Raw genomic sequence first — 23,097 nt, 5'->3', positions numbered from 1 at the left:
ATTTTAATAGCTTAATTAAAATACGATAACATGATACCAGTAAAAGCTTATGCTGCCTTTGATGCAGAAAATCCGTTAAAACCCTATACGTTTGAAAGAAAAGAAGTTGGTGCTCATCAGGTTCAGATAGAAATTTTGTATAGTGGTGTTTGCCACTCCGATATTCACACCGCAAAAGGAGAATGGGGACCTGTAAATTACCCCTTAGTTCCGGGACACGAAATCGTGGGCCGAATTGTTGCTGTTGGGAGTGAGGTTTCTAAATTTAAAGTTGGCGAACTGGCCGGAGTAGGCTGTTTTGTAGATTCCTGCAGAACTTGTCCGAGCTGTCAGGCTGGTGAGGAACAATTTTGTGATGAAGGAATGACGCAAACTTACAATAGTGTAGAACGAGGAACTGATATTCCGACAAGAGGCGGCTATTCGACCAGTATTATTGTCGATGAAAATTACACCCTTCACGTTTCTGAAAAATTAGATTTAAAAGGAGTGGCGCCTTTATTATGCGCCGGAATTACTACTTATTCTCCGCTGCGTTATTTAAAAGTAGGCAAGGGGCATAAAGTTGGCGTTTTAGGTTTGGGTGGTTTAGGACATATGGCCGTAAAATTTGCGGTTTCGTTTGGTGCCGAAGTGACCATGTTAAGCCATTCTCCGTCTAAAGAAGCCGATGCTAAAAAATTAGGGGCACATCATTTTGCCCTGACTTCCAATCCGGAAACTATGGAATCATTAGCGAGCAGCTTCGATTTTATTTTAAATACCGTTTCGGCCAAACACGATCATAATGCGTATCTGAATTTACTAAAAACAAACGGAACCATGATTGTGGTTGGAGCACCACCTGCACCTGCAGAAATACCTGTTTTTACTTTAATCATGAAAAGAAGAAGTATCATTGGGAGTTTGATTGGCGGAATTAAAGAAACGCAGGAAATGTTAGATTACTGTGCTGAACACAATATTACGTCAGATGTTGAAATCATCGATATGGCGTACATTAATGAAGCTTACGAACGTATGAACAAAAGTGATGTGAAATATCGTTTTGTGATTGATATGGCTTCTTTGAAGTAGGTACAAAGGGACAGAGTTGCAAAGGGTCAGAGGTTTTTGCTGGGTAAACTTTGTGTTTCTTTTGAAATGTAATAAGAAGTTTAAGAGAAACGATGTGTTTTTTAGCGAAAGAATGTATTCTATTGAATAATAAATTTAAAATTTAAAAAACCGAAGATCATTCTTCGGTTTTTTTTGATTAAATTGTATGGTCCTGAAATATAAGGACTGGAAAATTTGATGTTTTTGAAAGTAAGTGCTGCTCCTGTTGAAGTTATTCGGTCAGGAATACGGCCTGTTTTTCTTTTGTACTATTTTACTGCAAATGTTATAGAATAAAAATAATTAGATAATTTTGGGAAACTGACAATTTAAATTAGGGAAAAAAATGAGCTTTATACTAAAACCTGTCGACGTTGTTGAGTCTATTTCCAGACAAGATTTTAAGAAGAACTATTTAGATAAAAAAAAGCCTTTAATTATAAAAGGATTGACAAAAGACTGGCCGGCAAGAGAAAAATGGTCCACGGATTATTTTAAGGAAATTGCAGGGGATATTGAAGTCAAACTAGTGGACAACTCCAAAGCAGATCCTAAAAAAGTAATCAATGCCTCGATTGCCACGATGAAATTCGGTGATTATCTGGATCTGATAAAAAGAGAGCCAACACAACTGCGTATTTTTTTCTTCAATCTTTTTAAACACAAACCCGAATTGGTCAATGATGTGAAAGTGCCAAAAGAATTAATGGGAGGGTTTATAGAAAGTATGCCTGCCATGTTTTTCGGAGGCTCGCAGGCTATCACATTTTTACATTATGATATCGATTTGCCTCATCTTTTCCATACCCATTTTGGAGGGAGAAAACAGGTTATCTTGTTTGACTATAAATGGAAAAAAAGGCTTTATTGTGTTCCAAATACGACCTACGCTTTAGAAGAGTATGATGTAACCAACCCCGATTTTAAAAAATTTCCCGCGCTGAAAGGCGTCGAAGGGTATGAAGTTTTCCTGGAACACGGAGATACCTTGTTCATGCCTACCGGAATGTGGCACTGGATGCGGTATATTGATGGCTCTTTTTCGCTGAGTCTTCGCGCATGGGACAGTTCTATAACCCGAAAAATGGCCAGCGTCTGGAGTTTGTTCCTGCATGGTGCGGTAGATAGCGCTGTAAAAATAGTTTTTAGGGAACGGTACGCGCTATGGCGTGAAAAATTAGCTTTTAAAATAGCCGAAAAAGAATTAAAAAGGGGCAGACCCAAAAAATAGTACACTTAAAACGTATCATTTTCGAACAAGACAAAATTAAAAAATCCCGTGGAAAATTTTTCACGGGATTTTTTTATGGAAAGGAACAGGTTTCGAAAAACCTTATTATCCTTTGAGCAGTTTTTCTAAATATTCAATTTTATCTTTTTCTGACTGGAGCAAACGTTCGTACAGCTTTCTGTTTTCATCTATCATTTCCATCATTTTGTCTAGTGGGTTGAAGGAACAATGACTAGGATTGAATATTCCATTCATGCCATTGCTGATACTATTGTCATAGAAATTATTTAAATAACTGATCATATTTTCTTCGGTAAAGTTTTTTATGGCTTCCACACTTACACCAAGTGCTTTTGCTACTTCTTTAAGTTTTTCTTCGTCTATAGTTTCGCTGTTCTCGATAATCGAAATGGCCTGTTGGTTGGTGCCTAAAGCTTGTGCCAAAGCTTCCTGTTTCATGTCTTTCAGTTCACGAATACGGCTGATTTTTCGGCCTATATGATTTGGTTTTATTGCTGTGCTCATAGTTCAAAGATATTTATATTGCTTTAAAAAAAAATCGATTTTGGTAAAAAACAGTTTTGCTGTTATGCGTTTTTTATATTGAATTGCCTCCTGCTTTAGCTGGAGATTTAAATATAGAGCAGTTAAAAAGGGCTTTAGTCAAACGTTGGAAAACCTTATTTTCCTTTGAGCAATTTTTCTAAATATTCAATTTTATCTTTTTCTGACTGGACCAAACGTTCGTACAGCTTTCTGTTTTCATCTACCATTTCCATCATTTTGTCTAATGAGTTGAAAGTACAATGACTTGGGTTAGCATTAAAGCCATTTCCGGCACTACTATTATCATAGAAATTATTTAAATAACTGATCATATTTTCTTCCGTAAAGTTTTTTATGGCTTCCACACTTACACCAAGTGCTTTTGCTACTTCTTTAAGTTTTTCTTCGTCTATAGTTTCGCTGTTCTCGATAATCGAAATGGCCTGTTGGTTGGTGCCTAAAGCTTGTGCCAAAGCTTCCTGTTTCATGTCTTTCAGTTCACGAATACGGCTAATTTTTCGCCCGATATGACTTGGTTTCGTTGCTGTGCTCATAGTTCAAAGATATTTATATTGCTTTAAAAAAAATCGGTTTTGGTAAAAAACGGTTTTGCTTTTGTAAGTTACCCTTGCTGGTTCGTTTTGGGGGTAAAACGATTACTTACGGTGCACCAGGCAAAAATACAATTTTTCAGGGATTAATTGATGAACTAGTATGTATTGTGTTTTATTGTTGTTGAAAGTTTAAGTGTAATTTTAATTTTTCAACAATACTGTTGTAAACTAATTGTTGTATTTTTTTTTTACAACAGAAATTTTACAACAAAAGTGTTGTAAATAAATTGTTGTAATTTTTTTTATAACAAAAAAATTACAACAGAAATTTTGAAACAGAAAGTGTGACAAACTTAATTTTTATTTTGTCACAATTGTATTTTTCGATTTTTTTGTAAAAAAGAAACCCGACAGTTTTAAGGCTGTCGGGTTGGGTATTTTAGAAGTTTTTAGAAACTATCTGATGTTATTATTTTGAATTAAATCAATATATAAGTTGATCTTATCCTTTAAATCTTTTCTTGGCGTAATAAAGTCAAGGAAACCGTGTTCTAAAAGAAACTCAGCGGTTTGAAAACCTTCCGGTAAATCTTTTCCTGTAGTATCACGAACCACACGCGGACCTGCGAAACCAATTAAAGCACCCGGCTCAGAAATATTAATATCTCCCAACATGGCGTAAGAGGCAGTAGTTCCTCCGGTGGTAGGATCTGTACATAAAGAAATGTACGGTAATCCTGCTTCTGCAAGCTGTGCCAGTTTTACAGAGGTTTTAGCCAACTGCATTAACGAATAAGCCGCTTCCATCATACGGGCTCCTCCGGATTTTGAAATCATGACAAAAGGCAGATTGTTTTTGATCGCGTGATTAATTCCTCTTGCGATTTTCTCCCCTACAACAGCTCCCATAGAGCCACCAATAAAGGCGAAATCCATACAGCAGATTACCAGTTCTTTTCCTTTAGATTTTCCCACTCCGGTACGCACAGCGTCTTTAAGGTGAGTTTTCTCCATTACATCTTTCAGTCTTTCTGCATATTTTTTTGTATCCACAAAATGCAGGGGATCTTTAGAAGTCATGTTTTTATCTAATTCAACAAACTCATTGTTGTCGAATAAAATCTCAAAGTAGGTTGCGCTTCCAATTCTAACGTGAAAATCATCTTCAGGACTCACAAATAAGTTTCTTGCTAATTCGTCAGCATCAATAATTTTTCCGGTCGGAGATTTGTACCACAATCCTTTCGGAACGTCCATCTTATCTTCAGTAGCGGTCGTAATCCCTTTTTCCTGTCTTTTAAACCAAGCCATATTTATTGTTTTTGTTGTTTCAGGTTTAAAGTTTAAAGTTGCGAAACCTGAAACCTGAAACTTTAAACTTTTACTTATAGTGTATTCACATTGTTTAAGTCTGCAAAAGCCTGCTCCAATCTTGTGTTGAATGTCACTTCGCTTTCACGTACCCATCTTCTTGGGTCATAATATTTTTTGTTAGGAGCTTCAGCACCTTCCGGGTTACCGATTTGTGTTTTTAAATAGTCAATGTTTTTAACCATATAATCACGAATTCCTTCTGTGTATGCAAATTGTAAATCAGTATCAATATTCATTTTGATTACTCCGTAGCTAATTCCTTCTCTGATTTCTTCCAATGTAGAACCTGAACCTCCGTGGAAAACGAAATCTACCGGATTATGACCCGTGTTGAATTTGTTCTGAACGAAATCCTGAGAATTTTTTAAGATTTTCGGAGTCAATTTTACGTTTCCTGGTTTGTAAACCCCGTGAACGTTTCCAAAAGCTGCTGCAATTGTAAATTTAGGGCTTATTTTAGATAATTCTTCGTAAGCATAAGCTACTTCTTCCGGTTGTGTGTATAATTTTGAGCTGTCAACATCAGAGTTGTCAACGCCATCTTCTTCTCCACCTGTAATTCCAAGCTCGATTTCCAATGTCATTCCCATTTTGCTCATTCTTGCCAAATATTCTTTACAGATCTCGATGTTTTCTTCGATTGGCTCCTCAGACAAATCGATCATATGAGAACTGAATAATGGTTTTCCTGTTTCTGCAAAATGTTTTTCAGAAGCATCTAATAAACCATCAATCCAAGGCAATAATTTTTTGGCACAGTGGTCAGTGTGTAAAATTACAGTTGCTCCGTAAGCTTCTGCCAAAGTATGAATATGTTTTGCTCCTGCGATTCCACCAGCGATAGCTGATTTTTCACCTGCATTAGATAAACCTTTACCAGCGTTAAATTGTGCTCCACCGTTTGAAAATTGAATGATAACCGGTGCATTAAGTTTCGCTGCAGTTTCAAGAACTCCATTAATAGTACTTGATCCCGTAACATTTACTGCCGGAAGTGCAAATCCTTTTTCTTTCGCATAATTAAAAATCTCCTGAACCTGATCTCCTGTAGCTACTCCTGGTTTGATATTGTGTGCCATTGTAATTTTTTTTATAGTTGTTTTTAGTTTTTAGGTTGCAAAAATAAGAATTAATTAGCATTAGAACGGATAATTTATTCCAAAATTTAAAACCGAGTGACCAAAATTGTATTCTCTGAACCAACGATTTCCTTCGTCATGCGCCGGATTATAGGTCTTGAAGCCTAAATCTAAACGAATAACAAAGAAGCTTAAATCGTAACGTAATCCAAATCCGGAACCCAAAGCAATTTCAGCTAAATCGTTTACGCCAGAGAATTTTGCTTTCTCATCGATGACATTATCGAGCACATTCCAGATATTTCCGGCATCTGCAAAGATAGCTCCTTTTACATCTCCAAATACCTTAAATCGAAATTCGGCACTAAGTGCAATTTTCATATTGGCCTCATTAAAGTCGTTGGAAGCATTGGTAGTTCCGGGACCTAATGAATACGGCTGCCAGGCACGATTATCATTTGAACCTCCGGAATAATAACTTCGGGAGAACGGAATATAATCTGAATTTCCAAATGGAATCGCGATTCCGAAAAAGCTCCTTACGGCTATTACTTTTTCTTTTCCAAAATCCCAGTGCTTGATGTAATCAAATTCGGTTTTTATATATTCTGAATATTCTAAGTTGAATATTTCGTAATTACCACTGATGTTTTTAGGCAACTTAGCAATGTTTGAAACCGCTGTCAGTAAGGTACCTGCAGATTCTATTTTTGTTTTAAACTGATAAAAAGTATTGTCCGCCAGATCTTTTTTGGTTGTTTTGGTGAACGTATAACTGGTGGCCAGAATAAAATCATTCTCGGTCAGACGAACTCTTCGTTCTTCAATACTTTCAACTTGTTTGTAGTCCGGACTGCCGGGTGTTAGCAAAGTTCGTCCATTTATAACATCATCGGTGAAACCTGCGGTTCCTTTTGTGATGATCAGATTTTCATTATCGTCCAAATTGGTAATATCTGTGTTATAAGTACTGGCAATATTATTCAGTTCGTTATACGAGGAAGTATACACATTGAAGTAATTGTCCGGATTTAAGTTGCGTACAAATTGAGCATTCAGCAATTCGAGTTTGGCAGTGTTGCTTCGCTTCGGAGACCAATTGTAAGCAAGTCCACCCGTGAAATTTTCTTTATCCAGACCAATGTTCCTTTGTTTGGAGAAACCGGCAGAGATACTTGTGGACGGAATCATTCTTTTCGGAATAATTTTTTCGGTTCCGAAAGGCAATAAGATTCTCGGAAAATTTAATTTCATATCCAGACCATATTCCGAAACATTAAAGAAATTATTGTTCGGATTGGCCATGTCTTTTGAGGATCCAATATTTACGCGCGCGGAAATCTCTAAAGTTTCAGCCCTGTTAAAAACGTTACGGATAGTCTCGGAAACACTGGCTCCGATTCCAAAATCCTGAATATTGGAATGGGTAAAATCTAAAGTCGCACCGAAACTGTATTTTTTTCTGGGAGTTAAAAAAACATTCGCAATCAGCGATTCTCCCAATGGGTCGCGTTTGTCCACTTCATATTGTATCGACGGATAATTAAAAATCTTCAGATTGTTTAAGTATCGTGTCGAAAGCGTTGTTCTGGTGTCTGAAAACGTACTTCCTTTTGAAATAAAAACAGCATCTGTAATAGCACGCGGTTTGTATTTTAATTTTTTATAACTGTACAGGTTAAAGTTGTTGTACGTCGTACTGTCTTTGATCGGAGTTTTTGAATTGGCCGGTGAATAATCTGTATAGATGTTTACATCACTTATTTTATATATTTTAAAGGGCTCTGTTCTGCTGGAATCCCTTTCCTGGATATTATTGTTGTTGATGATTAAATTAACGTCAGCTTTGTTTTTTTTACCAATCGTATCAATGTCATAAGTTACATAGGTAGGCTGGAAGAAATACGCACCGTGATTTCTGAAATAAGTAGTGATACGGTTTTTCTCATCCTCAAAATCCGAAGTTTTATATTGACTTCCCGATTTCAATAAGGAAGGTTCTTTATTGGTTTTATATAACGAATCTAAAGCCGGAGTCATAATACTGGTTCTGATGGAATCCAGAAGAAAAGCCGGGCCTGTGGTGATATTATAATTGACTTTAGCTTTTTTGCGCCCTACGCTGTCAATATTATAATCGGTTTTTACATTAAAATAACCATTGTTGAAATAGTAAAATTTCAAACGCAGCAAAGATTTTTTTGTTTTTGTCGTATCAATAATAACCGGTGGTTCTCCGGTACTTTTCAAAAATTCGTGAATTCCTTTGTATAAAAAAGACTGTCCAAGACGGTCGACTTGTTTTGCAGATAATATTTTTGCCTGGCGCTCATATAAGCCCGGATTGTTTTTAAATTTTGCCTGATACGTAGAATCCGGATTTAAGTTGGCTAAGTTGTATAAATTCAGACGTAATTTGTATCCCAGTAAAGTACCATTTGGTTTTTGGTACATTTGGTTGGAAGCAGTTTCATCATTGGTAGACTTTCCATTTACAAGAATAGTGTTTTTAGTAAGAAGGCTTTTTCCGTCCGGAACTCTTTTTACAGCATTACAAGCGCAAATAAGTATTGCTATTAGAATAAATGCTAGTATTTTTGTGGAATTCTTTTTCAAGTGATATTAAATATTTAATTCAAAAGTACATTATTTTATGGTTAGTAAAAACCAAATCAAGCTTATATCCGGTTTACATCAAAAAAAGCAACGCTTAGCAAATCAATTATTTTTTGCCGAAGGGGTAAAAGTAATTCAGGAACTCTTGCAATCCAACTTTGAATTAGAACATTTATACACCACACAAAATGATTTTGAGGCCGTTCAGTCTTCAAAACGTACGCTTATTAATGAGCAGGAACTTAAAAAGATAAGTGCTTTGGCAACTCCGAATTCGTGTTTAGCGGTTTTCAAAATGCCTTCCGAAAATAAAATTACCGATACCGGTTTAATTCTGGCGCTGGACGACATTCGTGATCCCGGAAATTTAGGGACGATTTTACGTCTTTGCGACTGGTTTGGTATTAAGCAAATTATTTGCTCTAAAGAAACCGTTGATATTTACAATCCGAAAGTAGTACAAGCTACGATGGGTTCTATCACCAGGGTAAATGTAAATTATGTCGATCTGAAAACGTTTATCACGCAAACAAAGTTGCCTGTTTTTGGAACCTTTATGGACGGAGAAAACATTTATCAATCCAATTTGCCACAAGACGGGATCATTATCATGGGTAATGAAGCCAATGGTATTTCTGAAGAGATTGAAAAAACGGTTACAAGCCGACTCACAATTCCAAGGTTCGGTGAACTGCAAAAAACGGAAAGTTTAAACGTAGCCACCGCAACAGCAATTATTCTTAGTGAATTTAAACGAAATAGTTAGGGTTTTGTTTTAATGAAAAGTAAAATTTATTAAAATCGCTCTCGATTTCATGGAATCAATGTTATCCGTCCATGGGCTTGGGCCATTAGCCGGATTATCCCTGATTAATTCGTCAGTGATACCAAACATTCCTCTGATAGAAGGAGAGAAAATAAAATACTCTGAGAAAATATCAATTCCAAAACCAAGTTCATAAGCCGCAGTCCAGGGTTTTACCCTAAATTTCTGATCATGATTATCATCTACAGATTTTGAATTACTCGAAAGGTTTAATGTAGTTGACATCCCTCCCACTAAATAGGGGCGAATATTTCCGGTACGTAAAGCAGAAAATTTCAGTAATAGAGGAAAGTGAATGTAGGTACTGCTTACCTCTCGCAAATAATCAGCCTGCTTTTCAAGCGGATAATATAAATCACGTTTTGTATAATACAAACCAGGTTCAAAACGCAGGTTGATATATTCCTGCAATCTTAAATCGGCTACAACCCCAACATTAAAACCGGTTGTTTTTTTTACCTGAATATCCTGCTGTACCTTGTTTTTGTAATCAAATTTAAAGTCGAAACTATTAAAACCTAAATAATAACCGAAGTACAGGCGTTGTTTTTGCCAGTTTTCGAGATTAATAATAGGGTCTTTGCTAAACATATTTTTAGCAAATTGCGAATATCCTTTTGTCGTTAAGACTAATAAAATTAAGATTACTGTTTTTTTCATACTATTTTTTAGAAGCAGAATAAATGGTTGCAACTCCAAAAGTTTGAGGCATAGCCACAACATCTATAAACCCAATTTTTCGTAAAATATTGTTCAGGGCCTCTCCATAAGGAAAAGCAGCAGCAGATTCGGACAAATATCCGTAAGCTGAATTATCTTTTGAAAACAGTTTTCCTATTAACGGAAGTATATTTTTGGTGTAAAAACGATATCCTTGTTTGTAAGGTGTTTTGTCCGGAACCGAAGTTTCAAGAATTACAAATACACCGTTTGGTTTCAAAACCCTTAAGATTTCACCAAAACCTTTTTCAAGGGTTTCAAAGTTCCGAACTCCAAAACTAACGGTTATGGCATCAAAATAATTATCTTCAAAAGGGATGTTTTCAGAATCTCCTAAAACCAACTCAATAACATTTGATAATTTTTTTTCGTCTACTTTCTTTTTTCCAACTTCAAGCATTCCTGCCGAAATATCCAGACCAATAATTTTTTCTGCATTCGTCTGTGCCATTAAAATAGCTAAATCGCCGGTTCCTGTTGCGATATCAAGTATAATTTTTGGTTTTGTGTCAGAAACTATTTTCAATACCTTTTTTCTCCACTTAATATCAATACCAAATGAAATTACACGGTTTAAATTATCATAGTTCCCGGAAATCGTGTCAAACATCTGGGCAACTTGTTCTTTTTTGCCTAATGTAGAGTTTTTATACGGAGTTATTTTTTCAGACATTTTTTTTATTTACGCAAATATAATACAAATCTTCTTTAACTGTAATTCAGATTTTTAATTTGTAAATCAAATGTTTTTACAAACAGCTATTTTTTGCTGAAGATTCTTTTTTTGGCCCATCCCTAAAAGGGGGTATTTTAAAAAAATCACGGTAAGTGGGTATTGTAGATGTAGGATTTTATAGTCAATTTTGTCATATGATAATGTTTAAGATTTTTACGGATTGCTGGTGATTAGTGACTTAAACCAAATGAATGCCTCTGCGCTGGCTGTAGTTTGTTCTTGTAGTAGTTTTTTAAATATTGTTTTGGTTGACAATATTCAATTTTAAAGCGCAATACGTTCTTAGGATTAATTTGTTTTTGGAAATTTTAATTTTCTAGCCTTTAACGCCTTCGTGGTATTTGGTAGTAAAGGCTTTTTTGAGATTTGCTCTCAGAAAATAATAATAATGTTATAACAATCCCGTCAGGTAATTGTTGTTCCTATCCAATGCTACTCTTGAAAAGTCCAAAACCAGAAATCAATTTTTGCCAAAAACATCCTCAATTGAGGATGTTTTTTTTATTTCTTAATGTAAGTGCAGCTTGTAATTGGTGTTTTATCTTAAATTTATGAAATGAGGTTTCTGTGAAAATTCTAATTCATTTTAATGATTTAATTAATAGAAATATTTTATTGTTTGTGTAGTATTAGAGGCTCCGTCACTCTTTGAGGTTTTCATTTCTGTTGCGTAACCGTTTGCGTCATATGTAAAAGCATAAGTTGATATGATAGATGTGGAATTGTTGTCTGAAAATGTTACAATAGTTTGTTTAACTAAATTATTAATAGAAGTGGAACTGTAATCTAGTAATAGTTTCAGTCCTAGGATATTTTTATTAAAAGAATTTTTAGAATCATATTCGCTTATTGTTAAGCCTTCAGGACTATTATAATAGAAACTTTCAGTTTTTATTAAATTACCATCTTTAAAAGTGTATTTTCCTGTACTACCCTCTTCTTCTTCTGATCCTGTTGATACTTGAATGAGATATTTTTTGTAAGATATCGTACCGTCCTGATTATGAGTGTATTTTATTTTTAAATTTTTACTAGAAGGGGATTTATATAAAACTGATTCTAGCTTTCCGCTAGAGTAACTATAGTCTCTAGTTATCATTCCTTTAGTATTAATGTCTTCTATTTTTGTGATTAGATCTCCAGTATATGTGTAATTTGATTTGTTTCCATTTGAGTCACTAAAGCTTACGATTCTATTTCCATTGTAAATATTTTCTCCCGTGTAAATCGTCTTACCATCTTTAGTAATAACATATTTTAGTAATAAGGGTATATGTGCTTGATTAAGTGAATCAGTATCATTGTCGCTGGAACAAGATGTTAATATTGCTATAATTGCACTTAATAAATAAAGTAATTTTTTCATGATATTTTTTAGTTTTTAATCGGAGGCTAAATTAAATAATTCCGCAAAGGAACCAAGTAGCTAAAACAAAAAGATAGAATACTTGTGAAAAATATGTTTATGAGATAAAATTAAACGATACCAAAGAAAATGAGCAGCTAAATTTAAATTTTGAAAAATGAGTATTCTAAATGATATTTTATTAAAAACTTTAAAAGGAAATTATTTTCTAATGTAAGTTTCGTAAGTATAATCGTATTGATGTTTTTCATCTTTGAGATTCGTCTCAGCCTCCACCAACTGCCATTCGTTTTTGTTGATTTTCGGAAAAAATGTATCAGCCTCAAAAGTATAATGTACTTTGGTTATTTCAATAATGTCGGCATATGGGAGACCTAAATTATAGATTTCACCTCCGCCAATAATATAGGAATCTTCCTCTGCAGGGCATACCGCAAGTGCTTTTTCAATACTGTCCACAACAATGCAGCCTTGCGGATTATAATCTTTTTGACGGGTTATAATCACGTGGGTCCGGTTTGGTAAGGGTTTTGGGAAACTTTCAAAAGTCTTTCTTCCCATTATAATATAATGGTTTGTAGTTAATGCTTTGAATCTCCTGAAGTCATTTGGCAAATGCCAGACCAATTCATTGTTTTTTCCAAGGGCATTGTTTTCGGCAACGGCTGCTATCATTATAATCATGGTATGCTGAACTAAATTTTATTTTCGGTATTCTCTTCTATTCTTGATTCTAATTGGCTTATCCTTTTTTGCTGCAAGGCAACAAGTCGGTCAATTTGCTCTCTTTCCCAGTTTTTATTCATAAACCTATCCGTAATATAAACTTTTATAAAATGAAGGATAAAAATAAAAAACCATATTGTGATCGCCCAGATACACCAATTTTGAGTAGTGTCGGTAACGGTAACGCTGTTGGTGTTAGTAGTACCAAATCCAAAAAATCGATTCGCAATAAATAAAAATAAACTGCCTAAAAGAAACAGCACAAAATGAAAATACAATATTTTCTTTTGTCTGATCCTCCTTCTGGCATATTCATATTGCTCGTGCACTTCTTTTTCCATAAGATTTCAAAAATAATGAGATTATAAAGTTAGAATTTATTTTGAAAGGACAATATTTTGAGCACAGAATATTTGCTTTTAAATGCGCTAAGAATCTGAAATCCAAAATTTAAGCGGGAATTAATTATGAATGCGGCTAAAAATAGTTGCGCTTTTTGCTATTATCACAAATCGTTTATCCGAGTGTCGAATCTTCCTGTTAATTTGCGTAATTTAGTTCTATCAATCTAAAAATTAAATGGTTATGGCTTTAAAAAAACAATTTGTGAAAACGAAACCAGTTTGTAAAGTTACGTTTTCAATAGATGCTAAAGATGCCAGTGCGGCAGCTGTAGTTGGAGACTTTAACAACTGGAACGCTCAGGAAGGAACTTTAAGTAAGTTGAAAAACGGAACTTTTAAAGCGACCTATGACCTGGTTAAAGATGCGATTTACGAGTTTAAATACGTAATTGACGGAACTTATGTGAATGAACCGGAAGCCGATTCCTATAAATGGAATGATTTTGCCGGAAGTGAAAATAGTGTCTTGGTAGTATAAAAAAATCCGCCTTAAAGCGGATTTTATATTTATACAGCAACACTTCCTTTTATACCAGCGTGTGGCTCATAATCTAAAAGTGTAAAATCATTATAATCGAAATCAAAAATGTTTTTAATCTCCGGATTTAAAATCATTTTTGGTAATGGTTTTGGTTCACGGGTCAATTGTAATTCTAATTGCTCAAAATGGTTGTTGTAAATATGTGCATCTCCAAAAGTGTGAATGAATTCACCGTATTCCAAATCGCAAACCTGTGCAATCATCATGGTTAAAAGTGCATAAGAAGCAATGTTGAATGGAACTCCCAAAAAGATATCAGCACTTCGTTGGTACAACTGGCACGATAATTTTCCTTTTGTTTCCCCTTTTTCCGTATCAGGATTCGTCACGTAAAACTGAAAAAAGGCATGGCAGGGAGGCAATGCGGCTTTGTTGTTGGCTACATTTTCTTCAAATGATTTTTTGGTATCCGGTAAAACCGAAGGGTTCCATGCAGAAACGAGCATTCTCCTGCTGTTCGGATTTGTTTTTAATTCTGTTATTAATTCAGAAATCTGGTCGATTTCCTCGCTGTTCCAGTTACGCCACTGATGTCCGTAAACAGGTCCCAGATCTCCGTTTGAATCTGCCCACGCATCCCAGATTTTCACTCCGTTTTCCTGAAGATAAGCAATATTGGTATCTCCTTTTAAAAACCAAAGTAATTCGTAGATGATAGATTTTAAGTGTAATTTTTTGGTTGTAACCATTGGGAAACCTTCACTTAAATCAAAACGCATCTGGTATCCAAAAACACTCTTTGTTCCTGTTCCTGTGCGGTCTCCTTTTTGACAACCGTTTTCTAAAACATGTTGTACTAAGTCTAAGTATTGCTTCATGATTGCTTTAAGCTTGGGCTTTAAGCTTTAGGCTTTTTCCTAATGCTTACAGCTTGTTTTTAATATTTTGTGCTTTAGCTTATAGCGTAAAGCTCATGGCTTTCAGCCTTAAAATTATCTTTTTGAGATCTCGTCTCTGATTTTCGCTGCTTTTTCATAGTCTTCCTGAGAGACTGCCTGATCTAAAAGATCGTTTAGTTCCTGTAAGCTGTGTTTTGCGTAGACATCGCCGGACTGATTACTTTCTTCTTCACGTCCGAAAGTCTCCGGATTTGATAGTACATCATCTATTTCCTGCGCTCCCTGATCCGTCTCTGCAGAATTTGATTTTAAATAAATTCCCGCTTTATCCAAAATGTTTTTATAGGTAAAAATAGGAGCATTAAAACGCAACGCCAAAGCAATAGCGTCAGAGGTTCTGGCATCGATGATTTCTTCGATTTTATCCCTTTCACAAATTAAACTGGAATAAAAAACACCATCGACCAGTTTGTGGATGATAACCTGTTTTACAACAATGTCAAATCTTTCCGCGAAATTTTTAAATAAATCGTGTGTTAACGGGCGGGGCGGTTTTATTTCTTTTTCTAAGGCGATAGCAATCGACTGGGCTTCAAAAGCACCAATAACAATCGGAAGTTTTCTTTCGCCGTCAACTTCATTCAAAATAAGGGCATAAGCGCCATTTTGAGTTTGACTGTATGAAATTCCTTTTATGGATAGTTTTACTAGACTCATATATGTGGGTAAAAAAGGGCAATTAATGCCTCATTTTAATACTTTTTTTGATTGGAAAATAAAGGTGCAATTTTAATCAAAAAATATGGAACAAAAAAGCTACCTAAAACAAAGATACGATTATCTTATTTTTAGGCAGCTATATTTTTACAGAGAATTTTATTTCTAAGAATGTTGTGCTTTAAAGGCTTTTAATTTCTCAATTAATTGCGGTACAATTTCAAAAGCATCTCCAACAACTCCATAATCGGCAACTTTAAAGAAAGGTGCTTCAGGATCACTGTTGATTACTACTTTTACTTTTGAAGAGTTAATACCCGCAATATGCTGGATCGCTCCTGAGATTCCGATTGCAATGTAAAGATTGGTTGCCACTGGCTTTCCTGTTTGTCCAACGTGCTCGCTGTGAGGTCTCCAGCCTAAATCAGAAACCGGTTTAGAGCAGGCAGTTGCAGCGCCCAAAACAGCCGCTAAATCTTCTACCAATCCCCAGTTTTCCGGACCTTTTAGTCCACGTCCGCCGGAAACTACTACATCAGCATCAGCGATAGAAACTTTTCCGGATACTTTTTCTACAGATTCTACTTTTACACCAAAGTCGTTATCACCGATTGCAGGGTTAAAATCTTCTTCGGTTGCAGATCCTGCACTTTCAAAAATTCCGTAAGAATTTTTAGCAAGACCAAGAACTTTTACATCCGTATCGATTTGTGTAATGTTGAACGCTTTGTTGGAGAAAGCATTTCTCTTTACCTGAAATGGTGAAGTGCTTACCGGTAAACCAACCACATTTGAAGCAAAACCAGCTTCCAATGATACGGCTACCAATGAAGAAAGGTAGATACTGTCTGTTGTAGACGAAAGTAAAACTACTTTTGTTCCTTCTTTCTGAGCCGCTTGTTTGATTACATCAGCGTAAGCTTTAGCCGTAAAACCAGCTAACTTATCGTTGTTTACTTTTAGAACTTTATCAACTCCGTATTTTGATAATTCGCTTACGTCGTTGGTATTTATAGTTAAAGCTGTAACAGTTGTTCCAAGTGATTCGGCTACTTTTTTAGCGTAAGAAGCTAATTCAAAAGCAACTTTTTTAAATTTTCCTTCTGCAGATTCTGCGTATATTAATATTGACATGATTTTTTTGTTTAAAAGTTTGAAGTTTAAGTTTTCAGGTTATAAGACTGAAAACTGCGACTGAAAACTGATTACTAGATTACTTTCGCTTCGTTGTGTAATAAATTAACTAACTCATCTAAATTATCAGGAGAAACTAATTTTACGGCTGATTTAGGAGCTGGTTTTTCAAATTTTACTGCTTTTGTATTTAGAGGAGCATCAACCGGCTCAAGAATAGTAAGCGCTTTTGTTCTTGCAGTCATAATTCCTCTCATGTTCGGAATACGTAAGTCTTTTTCTTCAACAAGACCTTTCTGACCTCCGATAATCAAAGGTAAAGTAGTGCTTACTGTTTCTTTTCCACCATCAATTTCACGAACCGCTTTTACATTATTTCCGTCAACAGTTACACTGGTGCAAGAGTTTAAAAAGTTAGAACCTAAAATTCCTGCAATCATTCCCGGAACCATTCCGCCATTATAATCTAAAGATTCTTTTCCTGCAATTACTAAATCGTAACCACCGGTTTTAATTACTTCAGCCAATTGTTTTGCAACAAAAAAACCATCAGTTGGATTTGCATTTACGCGAATAGCTTCATTTGCACCAATTGCAAGTGCTTTACGTAAAGTTGGCTCCGTATCAGGACCTCCAACATTTACTACGGTTACAGTAGCACCTTGTTGCTCCTGGAACCAGATGGCACGTGTTAAACCAAACTCATCATTAGGATTAATTACATATTGTACACCATTGGTATCAAATTCTGAATCACCATTTGAGAAGTTAATTTTTGAAGTAGTATCAGGCACATGGCTGATGCAAACTAATATTTTCATAAGTATATATTTTATATTTATAATATTCTTTTACAAATTTAGAAATTAAAATCGGAATAATATACTATGCATGCATAATATTTTTTAAAAACTATTACGTTTTCGAAGATTATGAAATTTTGATGGACTTTCATCGGAAAATGAAAATGAAAATAGATTCATTTCAACTGATTCTTAGGAATTTTGCAAAGCAGAGCAGGTTTGCAGTAGCTGAATTACCGCAATTATTCCTGTTTAATTCAGAAGAATTAATGGAATACCATGTTAAAAAGAAACAAATACACCAAAGTTTGTGTAAAAAGGACAGCGGAATAAAAAAAAGGGAAATTACATCGATTTCGTAAACAGCATAATATATTTTTAAAAGTTAAAAGCTAAAGGGATAGGGAAGTTAGTGTGATTTTAAATTCAATTTATGCTTTTAAGTTATTTAAAATATTTATTTTTGCTCTTCAGAAAATTCAACATACAATATAAATATGAGAACAATACAATTTAGAGAGGCCATTTGCGAAGCGATGAGCGAAGAAATGCGTCACGATGAATCCATATATTTAATGGGCGAAGAAGTTGCAGAATATAACGGGGCTTACAAAGCTTCAAAAGGAATGCTTGCTGAGTTTGGCGAAAAAAGAGTAATCGATACTCCGATTGCAGAGCTTGGTTTTACAGGAATCGCAGTAGGATCAGCTATGAATGGTTGTCGTCCTATCGTAGAATATATGACTTTCAACTTCTGTTTAGTTGGTATTGATCAAATTATAAATAACGCTGCTAAAATGCGTCAGATGACTGGTGGGCAATTTAATGTGCCTATCGTTTTCCGCGGACCAACTGCTTCTGCAGGACAATTAGGAGCAACGCACTCTCAGGCTTTAGAAAACTGGTTTGCCAACACTCCGGGTCTTAAAGTTGTAGTGCCTTCAACTCCTTATGATGCAAAAGGACTTTTAAAATCAGCTATTCGTGATAATGATCCTGTAATTTTTATGGAATCTGAGCAAATGTATGGTGACAAAGGTGAAGTGCCGGACGGAGAATACACAATTCCGTTAGGAGTTGCTGATGTGAAACGTGAAGGAAAAGATGTTACTATTGTTTCTTTCGGAAAAATCATCAAAGAAGCTTTTATTGCTGCTGATGAATTAGCGAAAGAAGGAATTTCATGTGAAATTATCGATTTAAGAACAGTTCGTCCTATGGATAAAGATGCTATTCTTACTTCTGTTAAAAAAACAAACCGTTTAGTAATTTTAGAAGAAGCCTGGCCATTTGCAAGTATTTCTTCTGAAATCACCTATATTGTTCAGGAACAGGCTTTTGATTTTCTTGATGCGCCAATTCAGCGTATTACAACTGCGGATACGCCTGCACCTTACTCTCCTGTTTTACTAAAAGACTGGTTGCCAAACGCAGCTGATGTAGTAAAAGCAGTAAAAAAAGTAATGTACAAATAGTTCAATAAACAATACTTATAAAACTTCATCAGTCATATTAATTGATGAAGTTTTTTTTTTGCCGGATTATGAAAAGAATAATTTTACTTAGCCTCTTTTTTGTATTTGCATTTGCAAATAGGGTTACTGCACAAACTAAAGTGAGTGGAATTGTTTTGGATAAATCCAATCAGCCGATTCCCTTTGCTAATGTGGTTTTTAAAGGCTCTAATACAGGAATTGTTTCGAATGAGGACGGTCGTTTTTATCTGGAATCACCTACTACTTATACCGCTTTACTGGTGACGTCTGCAGGGTTTTCAGATAAGGAAGTTCCTTTGGAAAAAGCGGTGAATTATGATTTTAAAATTGTTTTAGGCGAAGCCGAGGCATTGAATGAAGTCGTTATTTTTACCGGAAAAACATCAAAGAAAAACAATCCTGCCTTAGATATTTTGAGGAAAATATGGGAGCGAAAGCGTAAAAACGGTTTGTACCAATTCAATCAATATCAAATGCAGAAGTACGAAAAAGTCGAATTCGATATGAATACGATTGACAGTGCTTTCATGAAAAATAAACTCTTCAAAGGAATGGAGTTTGTATTTGATCATGTTGATACTTCTGATGTTACCGGAAAAACATATCTGCCAATTTTCATCAACGAATCTGTGTATGATGTTTATGGCGACAATAAACTTAAAAAGACCAAAGAGAATATCACAGGAAGTAAAACATCCGGATTTAATGGAAACCAGCAAATTCTGGCTTTCGTTAAAGATCTTTACTCAGATTATAATATTTACGACAATCACCTTAAATTCTTCGATAAAAGTTTTACAAGCCCGCTTTCAAGAACAGGAATTGATGTTTACAATTATGTATTGAAAGACAGTGCGTTTATTGACAAAAAATGGTGTTATAACATTGTATTTTATCCAAGACGTAAAAACGAATTGACCTTTAAAGGAGATTTTTGGGTCAACGATACCACTTTTGCCATCAAGAAAATAAATATGGGTGTTACTAAAAGCGCCAATATCAACTGGGTAAAAGATATTTATATTGAGCAGGAGTTTGATGTAGAAAATGACTCTGTTTTTCTATTGACACGTGATTATATGATGTCTGATTTTGCTCTGAATAAAAAAGAAAAATCAAAAGGAGTTTACGGTAAGCGAACGACACTGTTCAGAAATCATAAATTTAATATCCCGAAACCGGAAAAATTTTATAAAGAAGAAGTCAATTTTATTGATAACGCAGTCTATGACCGACCGCCTGAATTTTGGGAGGAGAACCGTTTCGAAAAACTAAACAAAGACGAAGCAGGCATTTACAAGATGCTTGATACGCTGCAAACGGTAAAAAAGTTTAAGCAGCTGTACAGTCTGGTTTCTATTTTGGGAAGTGGTTATGTCGAATTTAAAAACTTTGATTACGGGCCTATTTTTTCCACATTTGGTTACAATGAAGTTGAAGGTCTGCGTTTACGCGTAGGAGGACGAACTTATTTTGGGCCAAATGATCCATGGCGTTTACAAGCGTATACGGCTTATGGGTTTGATGATCATAAATTCAAATACGGAGCATCCGGAAAATGGATGGTCGATAAGCAAAAACGCGTTATTATCTCCGGAGGAAACAGGCGTGACATTGAACAGATTGGCGCGAGTTTAACGACAACAAATGATATTTTAGGGCGAAGTTTTGCTTCTTCTGCCTTGTTTACAACGGGAAGTAACGGAAAACTAACCAATATTAATCTGAGCAATGTTTCTGTAGAAATGGAGCCAATTAAAAACTTTGTTGTGCAGGCTGGTATTTCCTACCGGACACTGGCATCGGCATCGCCAACGTTTAGTTTAGATTATTATACTACGCTGCCAACTACAGCAAATCCTTCAGGAGTCGTTGCAAGTGGCGTAAAACAGTTCGAAGCCAATGTTCAGTTTGAACTTATGCCGAAACGAAAAACAATTGGTTTTGGAGTAGAACGCGATTTGGTAGATAGTCCGTTCAGCCATTTCTTCGTTAATTTCAGTTATGGTCTTAAAGGAGTTATGGACAGCGATTTTGCTTACGAAAAAATACAGTTGTTTTATAAACAGCCAATTGTTATCGGACCATTAGGAAGATCAAATATTATTCTTGAAACAGGAAAAACTTTTGGGACTATTCCGTTAGGGTTAATGAGCGTAATTCCGGGAAACCAGACTTATTTTACGATAGAAAATACCTTTAGTAACCTAAATTTCTACGAATTCATTACAGATCAATATACTACGTTACAATGGAACCATGATTTTGGAGGAAGATTGTTCGCCAGAATTCCATTTATGAGAAAACTAAACTGGAGAGAGTTTGTGGGGGTAAAAGGAGTTTATGGAACCATTTCTAATGCCAACAGGGCAATAAATGCATCAGACCAGCCTTATGTGGCACCGGAAAATGTATACTGGGAATATAACGCAGGAATCGGAAATATCTTCAAAGTATTCCGAATTGATTTCTCCTGGAGAGGTAGTTATTTAAACACTCCCGATGCTGCTAAATTTGCAGTAAAAGGATCGTTCGGATTCTATTTCTAGAACTTCTTTGTTATCGAATAAACCGATTTTAATAATCATACAAAGACGCCAAGTCGCAAGTTTTATTTTCTTGCAGTTTGGCGTTTTTTCGATTTAATAAGAAAGATATCTTAAAAAGACACTTTTATTATTTCTCGCAGATTTGGCAGATTAAGCAGATTTTTTTAGTACTGTTTCTAATTTTCTTATATCTGTATTTTAAGCATTAAATAATCTGCGTACAAAAAACTTGGCGACTCTGCGTCTTTGCGTGATTAATTTTAAAACAGCTTAATTTCTCGCAGATTTGGCAGATTAAGCGGATTTTTTTAGTACTGTTTCTAATTTTCTTATATCTGTATTTTAAGCTTTAAATAATCTGCGTACAAAAAACTTGGCAACTCTGCGTCTTTGCGTGATTAATTTTAAAACAGCTTAATCTGCCAAATCTGCGAGCCAAATAAAAATCCCCCTCTGCGGGATTTTTATTTAATTTTGGTAAAGACTTAAAATAACTTATGCAGGAAGCCATCGATTTTCTATCCACTAAAAATCCAATATTTCAGGAAATCATCAAAAAGTATGGATTACCACAAATTCCAAAACGCCCGCAGGGTTTTGAAACTTTGGTATTGCTAATACTCGAGCAGCAGGTTTCTATTGATTCGGCGAAAGCCACATTCTTAAAAATAAAAGCTTACACAACCTGCAATCCGGAAAACATGGCAATTCTTTCAGACGAAGCATTTAGAAGCCTTGGTGTAAGCCGTCAAAAAACAAAATATATTAAAATCTTAGCTGATGCCGTTCTGAACAAAGAACTGGATATTGAAAGCTTAGCGACAAAATCAGCACAACAAGTCAGGGAAGAACTCATTAAATTAAAGGGAATAGGCAACTGGACGATTGATATTTACCTGATGTTTTGTCTTCAGGAGCCGGATTTGATTCCGCTTGGGGATATTGCAGTCATCAATACCATCAAAGAATTACTGGATATTCACGACAAAGCAGAAATGGAAATTCATGCAGAACAATGGAGTCCGTATCGCTCTTATGCAACCTATTTGCTTTGGCATTATTACTTAAATAAGCGAAATCGTAAAATTATCTATTAAATGCTTGTTTTTTAAAAGGTAATGCAGATAATTTAACCTGTTTTTTTATTGTAAAAATAGATTCTTTAGTTACTTTTGCAACCGAAATTAAAGATATAATAAAAAACAAAAATGACCGCAGACAAACTAACAACTTTCGATGTATTAATCGAAATACCAAGAGGAAGCAGAAATAAATACGAGTACGATTTTGAAATTAAAAGAATGCGTTTTGACAGAATGTTATTCTCCTCAATGATGTACCCGGCTGATTACGGATTTATTCCGGAAACTTTAGCTCTTGACGGTGACCCTCTTGATGTATTGGTTTTGGTAAACGAACCAACTTTCCCGGGATGTGTTATGGAAGTAAAACCAATTGGTGTTTTCCACATGGCAGATGATAAAGGACCGGACGAAAAAATTATTTGTGTACCCGTTTCAGATCCAATCTGGAATTCATTGACTGATTTATCAGATATGAATCCACACCTGGTAAAAGAAATCGAGCACTTCTTTCAGGTTTACAAAGATCTTGAAAACAAAAAAGTTGATGTTGAAGGCTGGGGAGACGTAAACGAAGCATTTGCTATTATTGCTGAATGTACAAAGCGTTTTAACGATATTGAAAACAAACCAGAGGGATTATTTAGTATTAAATAATTT

General features: G+C 35.2%; 22 protein-coding genes. 8 read left to right on the top strand and 14 right to left on the bottom strand.

Annotated elements, in window-relative coordinates; translation table 11 throughout:
- The first annotated feature begins 30 nt into the window (after positions 1-30).
- A complete protein-coding gene (locus HAV12_RS21655; protein WP_240345208.1) occupies positions 31-1,077 on the top strand; it encodes an NAD(P)-dependent alcohol dehydrogenase in 1,047 nt (348 codons plus the stop codon).
- A 367-nt stretch (positions 1,078-1,444) separates the two neighbouring features.
- Positions 1,445-2,329: a cupin-like domain-containing protein gene (locus tag HAV12_RS21650; protein ID WP_171571419.1), complete on the top strand. Its 885-nt coding sequence runs from the start codon at positions 1,445-1,447 to the stop codon at positions 2,327-2,329.
- 105 nt (positions 2,330-2,434) lie between these two features.
- Here HAV12_RS21650 and HAV12_RS21645 read toward each other — a convergent pair whose 3' ends face one another.
- The 5 genes from HAV12_RS21645 to HAV12_RS21625 form a co-directional block, all read right to left on the bottom strand.
- Positions 2,435-2,854, bottom strand: coding sequence for a helix-turn-helix domain-containing protein (locus HAV12_RS21645; RefSeq protein WP_171571418.1), 420 nt, complete (start codon positions 2,852-2,854; stop codon positions 2,435-2,437).
- 155 nt (positions 2,855-3,009) lie between these two features.
- Positions 3,010-3,429: a helix-turn-helix domain-containing protein gene (locus tag HAV12_RS21640; RefSeq protein ID WP_171571417.1), complete on the bottom strand. Its 420-nt coding sequence runs from the start codon at positions 3,427-3,429 to the stop codon at positions 3,010-3,012.
- Positions 3,430-3,885: 456 nt separating this feature from the next.
- Complete coding sequence (gene accD / locus HAV12_RS21635) at positions 3,886-4,740, bottom strand: acetyl-CoA carboxylase, carboxyltransferase subunit beta (protein ID WP_132032003.1); 855 nt, start codon at positions 4,738-4,740, stop codon at positions 3,886-3,888.
- A gap of 74 nt (positions 4,741-4,814) precedes the next feature.
- Positions 4,815-5,882 carry a class II fructose-bisphosphate aldolase gene (gene fbaA, locus HAV12_RS21630; protein ID WP_132032001.1) on the bottom strand — a complete coding sequence of 356 codons (1,068 nt, stop codon included), beginning with the start codon at positions 5,880-5,882 and terminating at the stop codon, positions 4,815-4,817.
- Positions 5,883-5,942: 60 nt separating this feature from the next.
- The gene (locus tag HAV12_RS21625) at positions 5,943-8,498 is read right to left on the bottom strand and encodes a BamA/TamA family outer membrane protein (protein WP_171571416.1); all 2,556 of its coding nucleotides are present in this window, start codon (positions 8,496-8,498) and stop codon (positions 5,943-5,945) included.
- Between the two features lie 37 nt (positions 8,499-8,535).
- Between HAV12_RS21625 and HAV12_RS21620 the strand changes: the two genes are divergently transcribed.
- On the top strand, positions 8,536-9,264 hold the full coding sequence (locus HAV12_RS21620; RefSeq protein ID WP_171571415.1) for an RNA methyltransferase: 729 nt from the start codon (positions 8,536-8,538) through the stop codon (positions 9,262-9,264).
- A gap of 9 nt (positions 9,265-9,273) precedes the next feature.
- On the opposite strand, the gene HAV12_RS21615 is transcribed toward HAV12_RS21620, so the two are convergent.
- From HAV12_RS21615 to HAV12_RS21595, 5 genes are all read right to left on the bottom strand, one after another.
- Positions 9,274-9,984 (bottom strand): porin family protein, encoded by a 711-nt coding sequence (locus HAV12_RS21615; RefSeq protein WP_132031995.1) that lies wholly within the window; start codon positions 9,982-9,984, stop codon positions 9,274-9,276.
- 1 nt (position 9,985) lies between these two features.
- Positions 9,986-10,717, bottom strand: a complete 732-nt coding sequence (gene ubiE / locus HAV12_RS21610; protein WP_132031993.1) for a bifunctional demethylmenaquinone methyltransferase/2-methoxy-6-polyprenyl-1,4-benzoquinol methylase UbiE — start codon at positions 10,715-10,717, stop codon at positions 9,986-9,988.
- Positions 10,718-11,378: 661 nt separating this feature from the next.
- A complete protein-coding gene (locus HAV12_RS21605; RefSeq protein ID WP_171571414.1) occupies positions 11,379-12,146 on the bottom strand; it encodes a hypothetical protein in 768 nt (255 codons plus the stop codon).
- A 201-nt stretch (positions 12,147-12,347) separates the two neighbouring features.
- Positions 12,348-12,830 (bottom strand): dihydrofolate reductase, encoded by a 483-nt coding sequence (locus tag HAV12_RS21600; RefSeq protein WP_171571413.1) that lies wholly within the window; start codon positions 12,828-12,830, stop codon positions 12,348-12,350.
- A gap of 11 nt (positions 12,831-12,841) precedes the next feature.
- Positions 12,842-13,213, bottom strand: a complete 372-nt coding sequence (locus tag HAV12_RS21595) for a 2TM domain-containing protein (RefSeq protein WP_132031987.1) — start codon at positions 13,211-13,213, stop codon at positions 12,842-12,844.
- Positions 13,214-13,457: 244 nt separating this feature from the next.
- Here HAV12_RS21595 and HAV12_RS21590 point away from each other — a divergent pair, with 244 nt between their 5' ends.
- On the top strand, positions 13,458-13,754 hold the full coding sequence (locus HAV12_RS21590) for an isoamylase early set domain-containing protein (RefSeq protein ID WP_132031985.1): 297 nt from the start codon (positions 13,458-13,460) through the stop codon (positions 13,752-13,754).
- 29 nt (positions 13,755-13,783) lie between these two features.
- Here the strand turns inward: HAV12_RS21590 and HAV12_RS21585 are convergent, their stop codons facing one another.
- The 4 genes from HAV12_RS21585 to HAV12_RS21570 all read right to left on the bottom strand — a co-directional run bounded on the left by HAV12_RS21585 (position 13,784) and on the right by HAV12_RS21570 (position 17,328).
- Positions 13,784-14,635: a thymidylate synthase gene (locus HAV12_RS21585; protein ID WP_171571412.1), complete on the bottom strand. Its 852-nt coding sequence runs from the start codon at positions 14,633-14,635 to the stop codon at positions 13,784-13,786.
- A 114-nt stretch (positions 14,636-14,749) separates the two neighbouring features.
- Positions 14,750-15,373, bottom strand: a complete 624-nt coding sequence (locus HAV12_RS21580) for a bifunctional nuclease family protein (protein WP_127337866.1) — start codon at positions 15,371-15,373, stop codon at positions 14,750-14,752.
- Positions 15,374-15,538: 165 nt separating this feature from the next.
- Complete coding sequence (locus HAV12_RS21575) at positions 15,539-16,507, bottom strand: electron transfer flavoprotein subunit alpha/FixB family protein (protein ID WP_132031981.1); 969 nt, start codon at positions 16,505-16,507, stop codon at positions 15,539-15,541.
- A gap of 74 nt (positions 16,508-16,581) precedes the next feature.
- Positions 16,582-17,328, bottom strand: coding sequence for an electron transfer flavoprotein subunit beta/FixA family protein (locus HAV12_RS21570; RefSeq protein WP_171571411.1), 747 nt, complete (start codon positions 17,326-17,328; stop codon positions 16,582-16,584).
- A gap of 479 nt (positions 17,329-17,807) precedes the next feature.
- Between HAV12_RS21570 and HAV12_RS21565 the strand changes: the two genes are divergently transcribed.
- The 4 genes from HAV12_RS21565 to HAV12_RS21550 all read left to right on the top strand — a co-directional run bounded on the left by HAV12_RS21565 (position 17,808) and on the right by HAV12_RS21550 (position 23,094).
- Positions 17,808-18,785, top strand: a complete 978-nt coding sequence (locus HAV12_RS21565) for a pyruvate dehydrogenase complex E1 component subunit beta (RefSeq protein WP_127337862.1) — start codon at positions 17,808-17,810, stop codon at positions 18,783-18,785.
- A 68-nt stretch (positions 18,786-18,853) separates the two neighbouring features.
- Entirely contained in the window at positions 18,854-21,355 is a 2,502-nt protein-coding gene (locus HAV12_RS21560) for a DUF5686 family protein (protein ID WP_171571410.1), read from the top strand.
- Positions 21,356-21,852: 497 nt separating this feature from the next.
- On the top strand, positions 21,853-22,452 hold the full coding sequence (locus HAV12_RS21555; protein WP_171571409.1) for a DNA-3-methyladenine glycosylase: 600 nt from the start codon (positions 21,853-21,855) through the stop codon (positions 22,450-22,452).
- Between the two features lie 111 nt (positions 22,453-22,563).
- On the top strand, positions 22,564-23,094 hold the full coding sequence (locus HAV12_RS21550) for an inorganic diphosphatase (protein WP_055097158.1): 531 nt from the start codon (positions 22,564-22,566) through the stop codon (positions 23,092-23,094).
- Positions 23,095-23,097 lie beyond the last annotated feature (3 nt).

The organism is Flavobacterium sp. CLA17, from assembly GCF_013112255.2.
GTDB lineage: Bacteria > Bacteroidota > Bacteroidia > Flavobacteriales > Flavobacteriaceae > Flavobacterium > Flavobacterium circumlabens.
Note: the sequence above shows the minus strand (reverse complement) of the source record. Positions and strands in the feature narration are given on the sequence as shown.

Coding starts and splice junctions, on each gene's coding strand:
- HAV12_RS21615 (WP_132031995.1), bottom strand. CDS start 9,984: ATGAAAAAAACAGTAATCTTAATTTTATTAGTCTTAACGACAAAAGGA.
- HAV12_RS21620 (WP_171571415.1), top strand. CDS start 8,536: ATGGTTAGTAAAAACCAAATCAAGCTTATATCCGGTTTACATCAAAAA.
- HAV12_RS21565 (WP_127337862.1), top strand. CDS start 17,808: ATGAGAACAATACAATTTAGAGAGGCCATTTGCGAAGCGATGAGCGAA.
- HAV12_RS21600 (WP_171571413.1), bottom strand. CDS start 12,830: ATGATTATAATGATAGCAGCCGTTGCCGAAAACAATGCCCTTGGAAAA.
- ubiE (WP_132031993.1), bottom strand. CDS start 10,717: ATGTCTGAAAAAATAACTCCGTATAAAAACTCTACATTAGGCAAAAAA.
- HAV12_RS21595 (WP_132031987.1), bottom strand. CDS start 13,213: ATGGAAAAAGAAGTGCACGAGCAATATGAATATGCCAGAAGGAGGATC.
- HAV12_RS21640 (WP_171571417.1), bottom strand. CDS start 3,429: ATGAGCACAGCAACGAAACCAAGTCATATCGGGCGAAAAATTAGCCGT.
- HAV12_RS21585 (WP_171571412.1), bottom strand. CDS start 14,635: ATGAAGCAATACTTAGACTTAGTACAACATGTTTTAGAAAACGGTTGT.
- HAV12_RS21555 (WP_171571409.1), top strand. CDS start 21,853: ATGCAGGAAGCCATCGATTTTCTATCCACTAAAAATCCAATATTTCAG.
- accD (WP_132032003.1), bottom strand. CDS start 4,740: ATGGCTTGGTTTAAAAGACAGGAAAAAGGGATTACGACCGCTACTGAA.
- HAV12_RS21605 (WP_171571414.1), bottom strand. CDS start 12,146: ATGAAAAAATTACTTTATTTATTAAGTGCAATTATAGCAATATTAACA.
- HAV12_RS21560 (WP_171571410.1), top strand. CDS start 18,854: ATGAAAAGAATAATTTTACTTAGCCTCTTTTTTGTATTTGCATTTGCA.
- HAV12_RS21655 (WP_240345208.1), top strand. CDS start 31: ATGATACCAGTAAAAGCTTATGCTGCCTTTGATGCAGAAAATCCGTTA.
- HAV12_RS21570 (WP_171571411.1), bottom strand. CDS start 17,328: ATGAAAATATTAGTTTGCATCAGCCATGTGCCTGATACTACTTCAAAA.
- HAV12_RS21580 (WP_127337866.1), bottom strand. CDS start 15,373: ATGAGTCTAGTAAAACTATCCATAAAAGGAATTTCATACAGTCAAACT.
- fbaA (WP_132032001.1), bottom strand. CDS start 5,882: ATGGCACACAATATCAAACCAGGAGTAGCTACAGGAGATCAGGTTCAG.
- HAV12_RS21575 (WP_132031981.1), bottom strand. CDS start 16,507: ATGTCAATATTAATATACGCAGAATCTGCAGAAGGAAAATTTAAAAAA.
- HAV12_RS21590 (WP_132031985.1), top strand. CDS start 13,458: ATGGCTTTAAAAAAACAATTTGTGAAAACGAAACCAGTTTGTAAAGTT.
- HAV12_RS21550 (WP_055097158.1), top strand. CDS start 22,564: ATGACCGCAGACAAACTAACAACTTTCGATGTATTAATCGAAATACCA.
- HAV12_RS21645 (WP_171571418.1), bottom strand. CDS start 2,854: ATGAGCACAGCAATAAAACCAAATCATATAGGCCGAAAAATCAGCCGT.
- HAV12_RS21650 (WP_171571419.1), top strand. CDS start 1,445: ATGAGCTTTATACTAAAACCTGTCGACGTTGTTGAGTCTATTTCCAGA.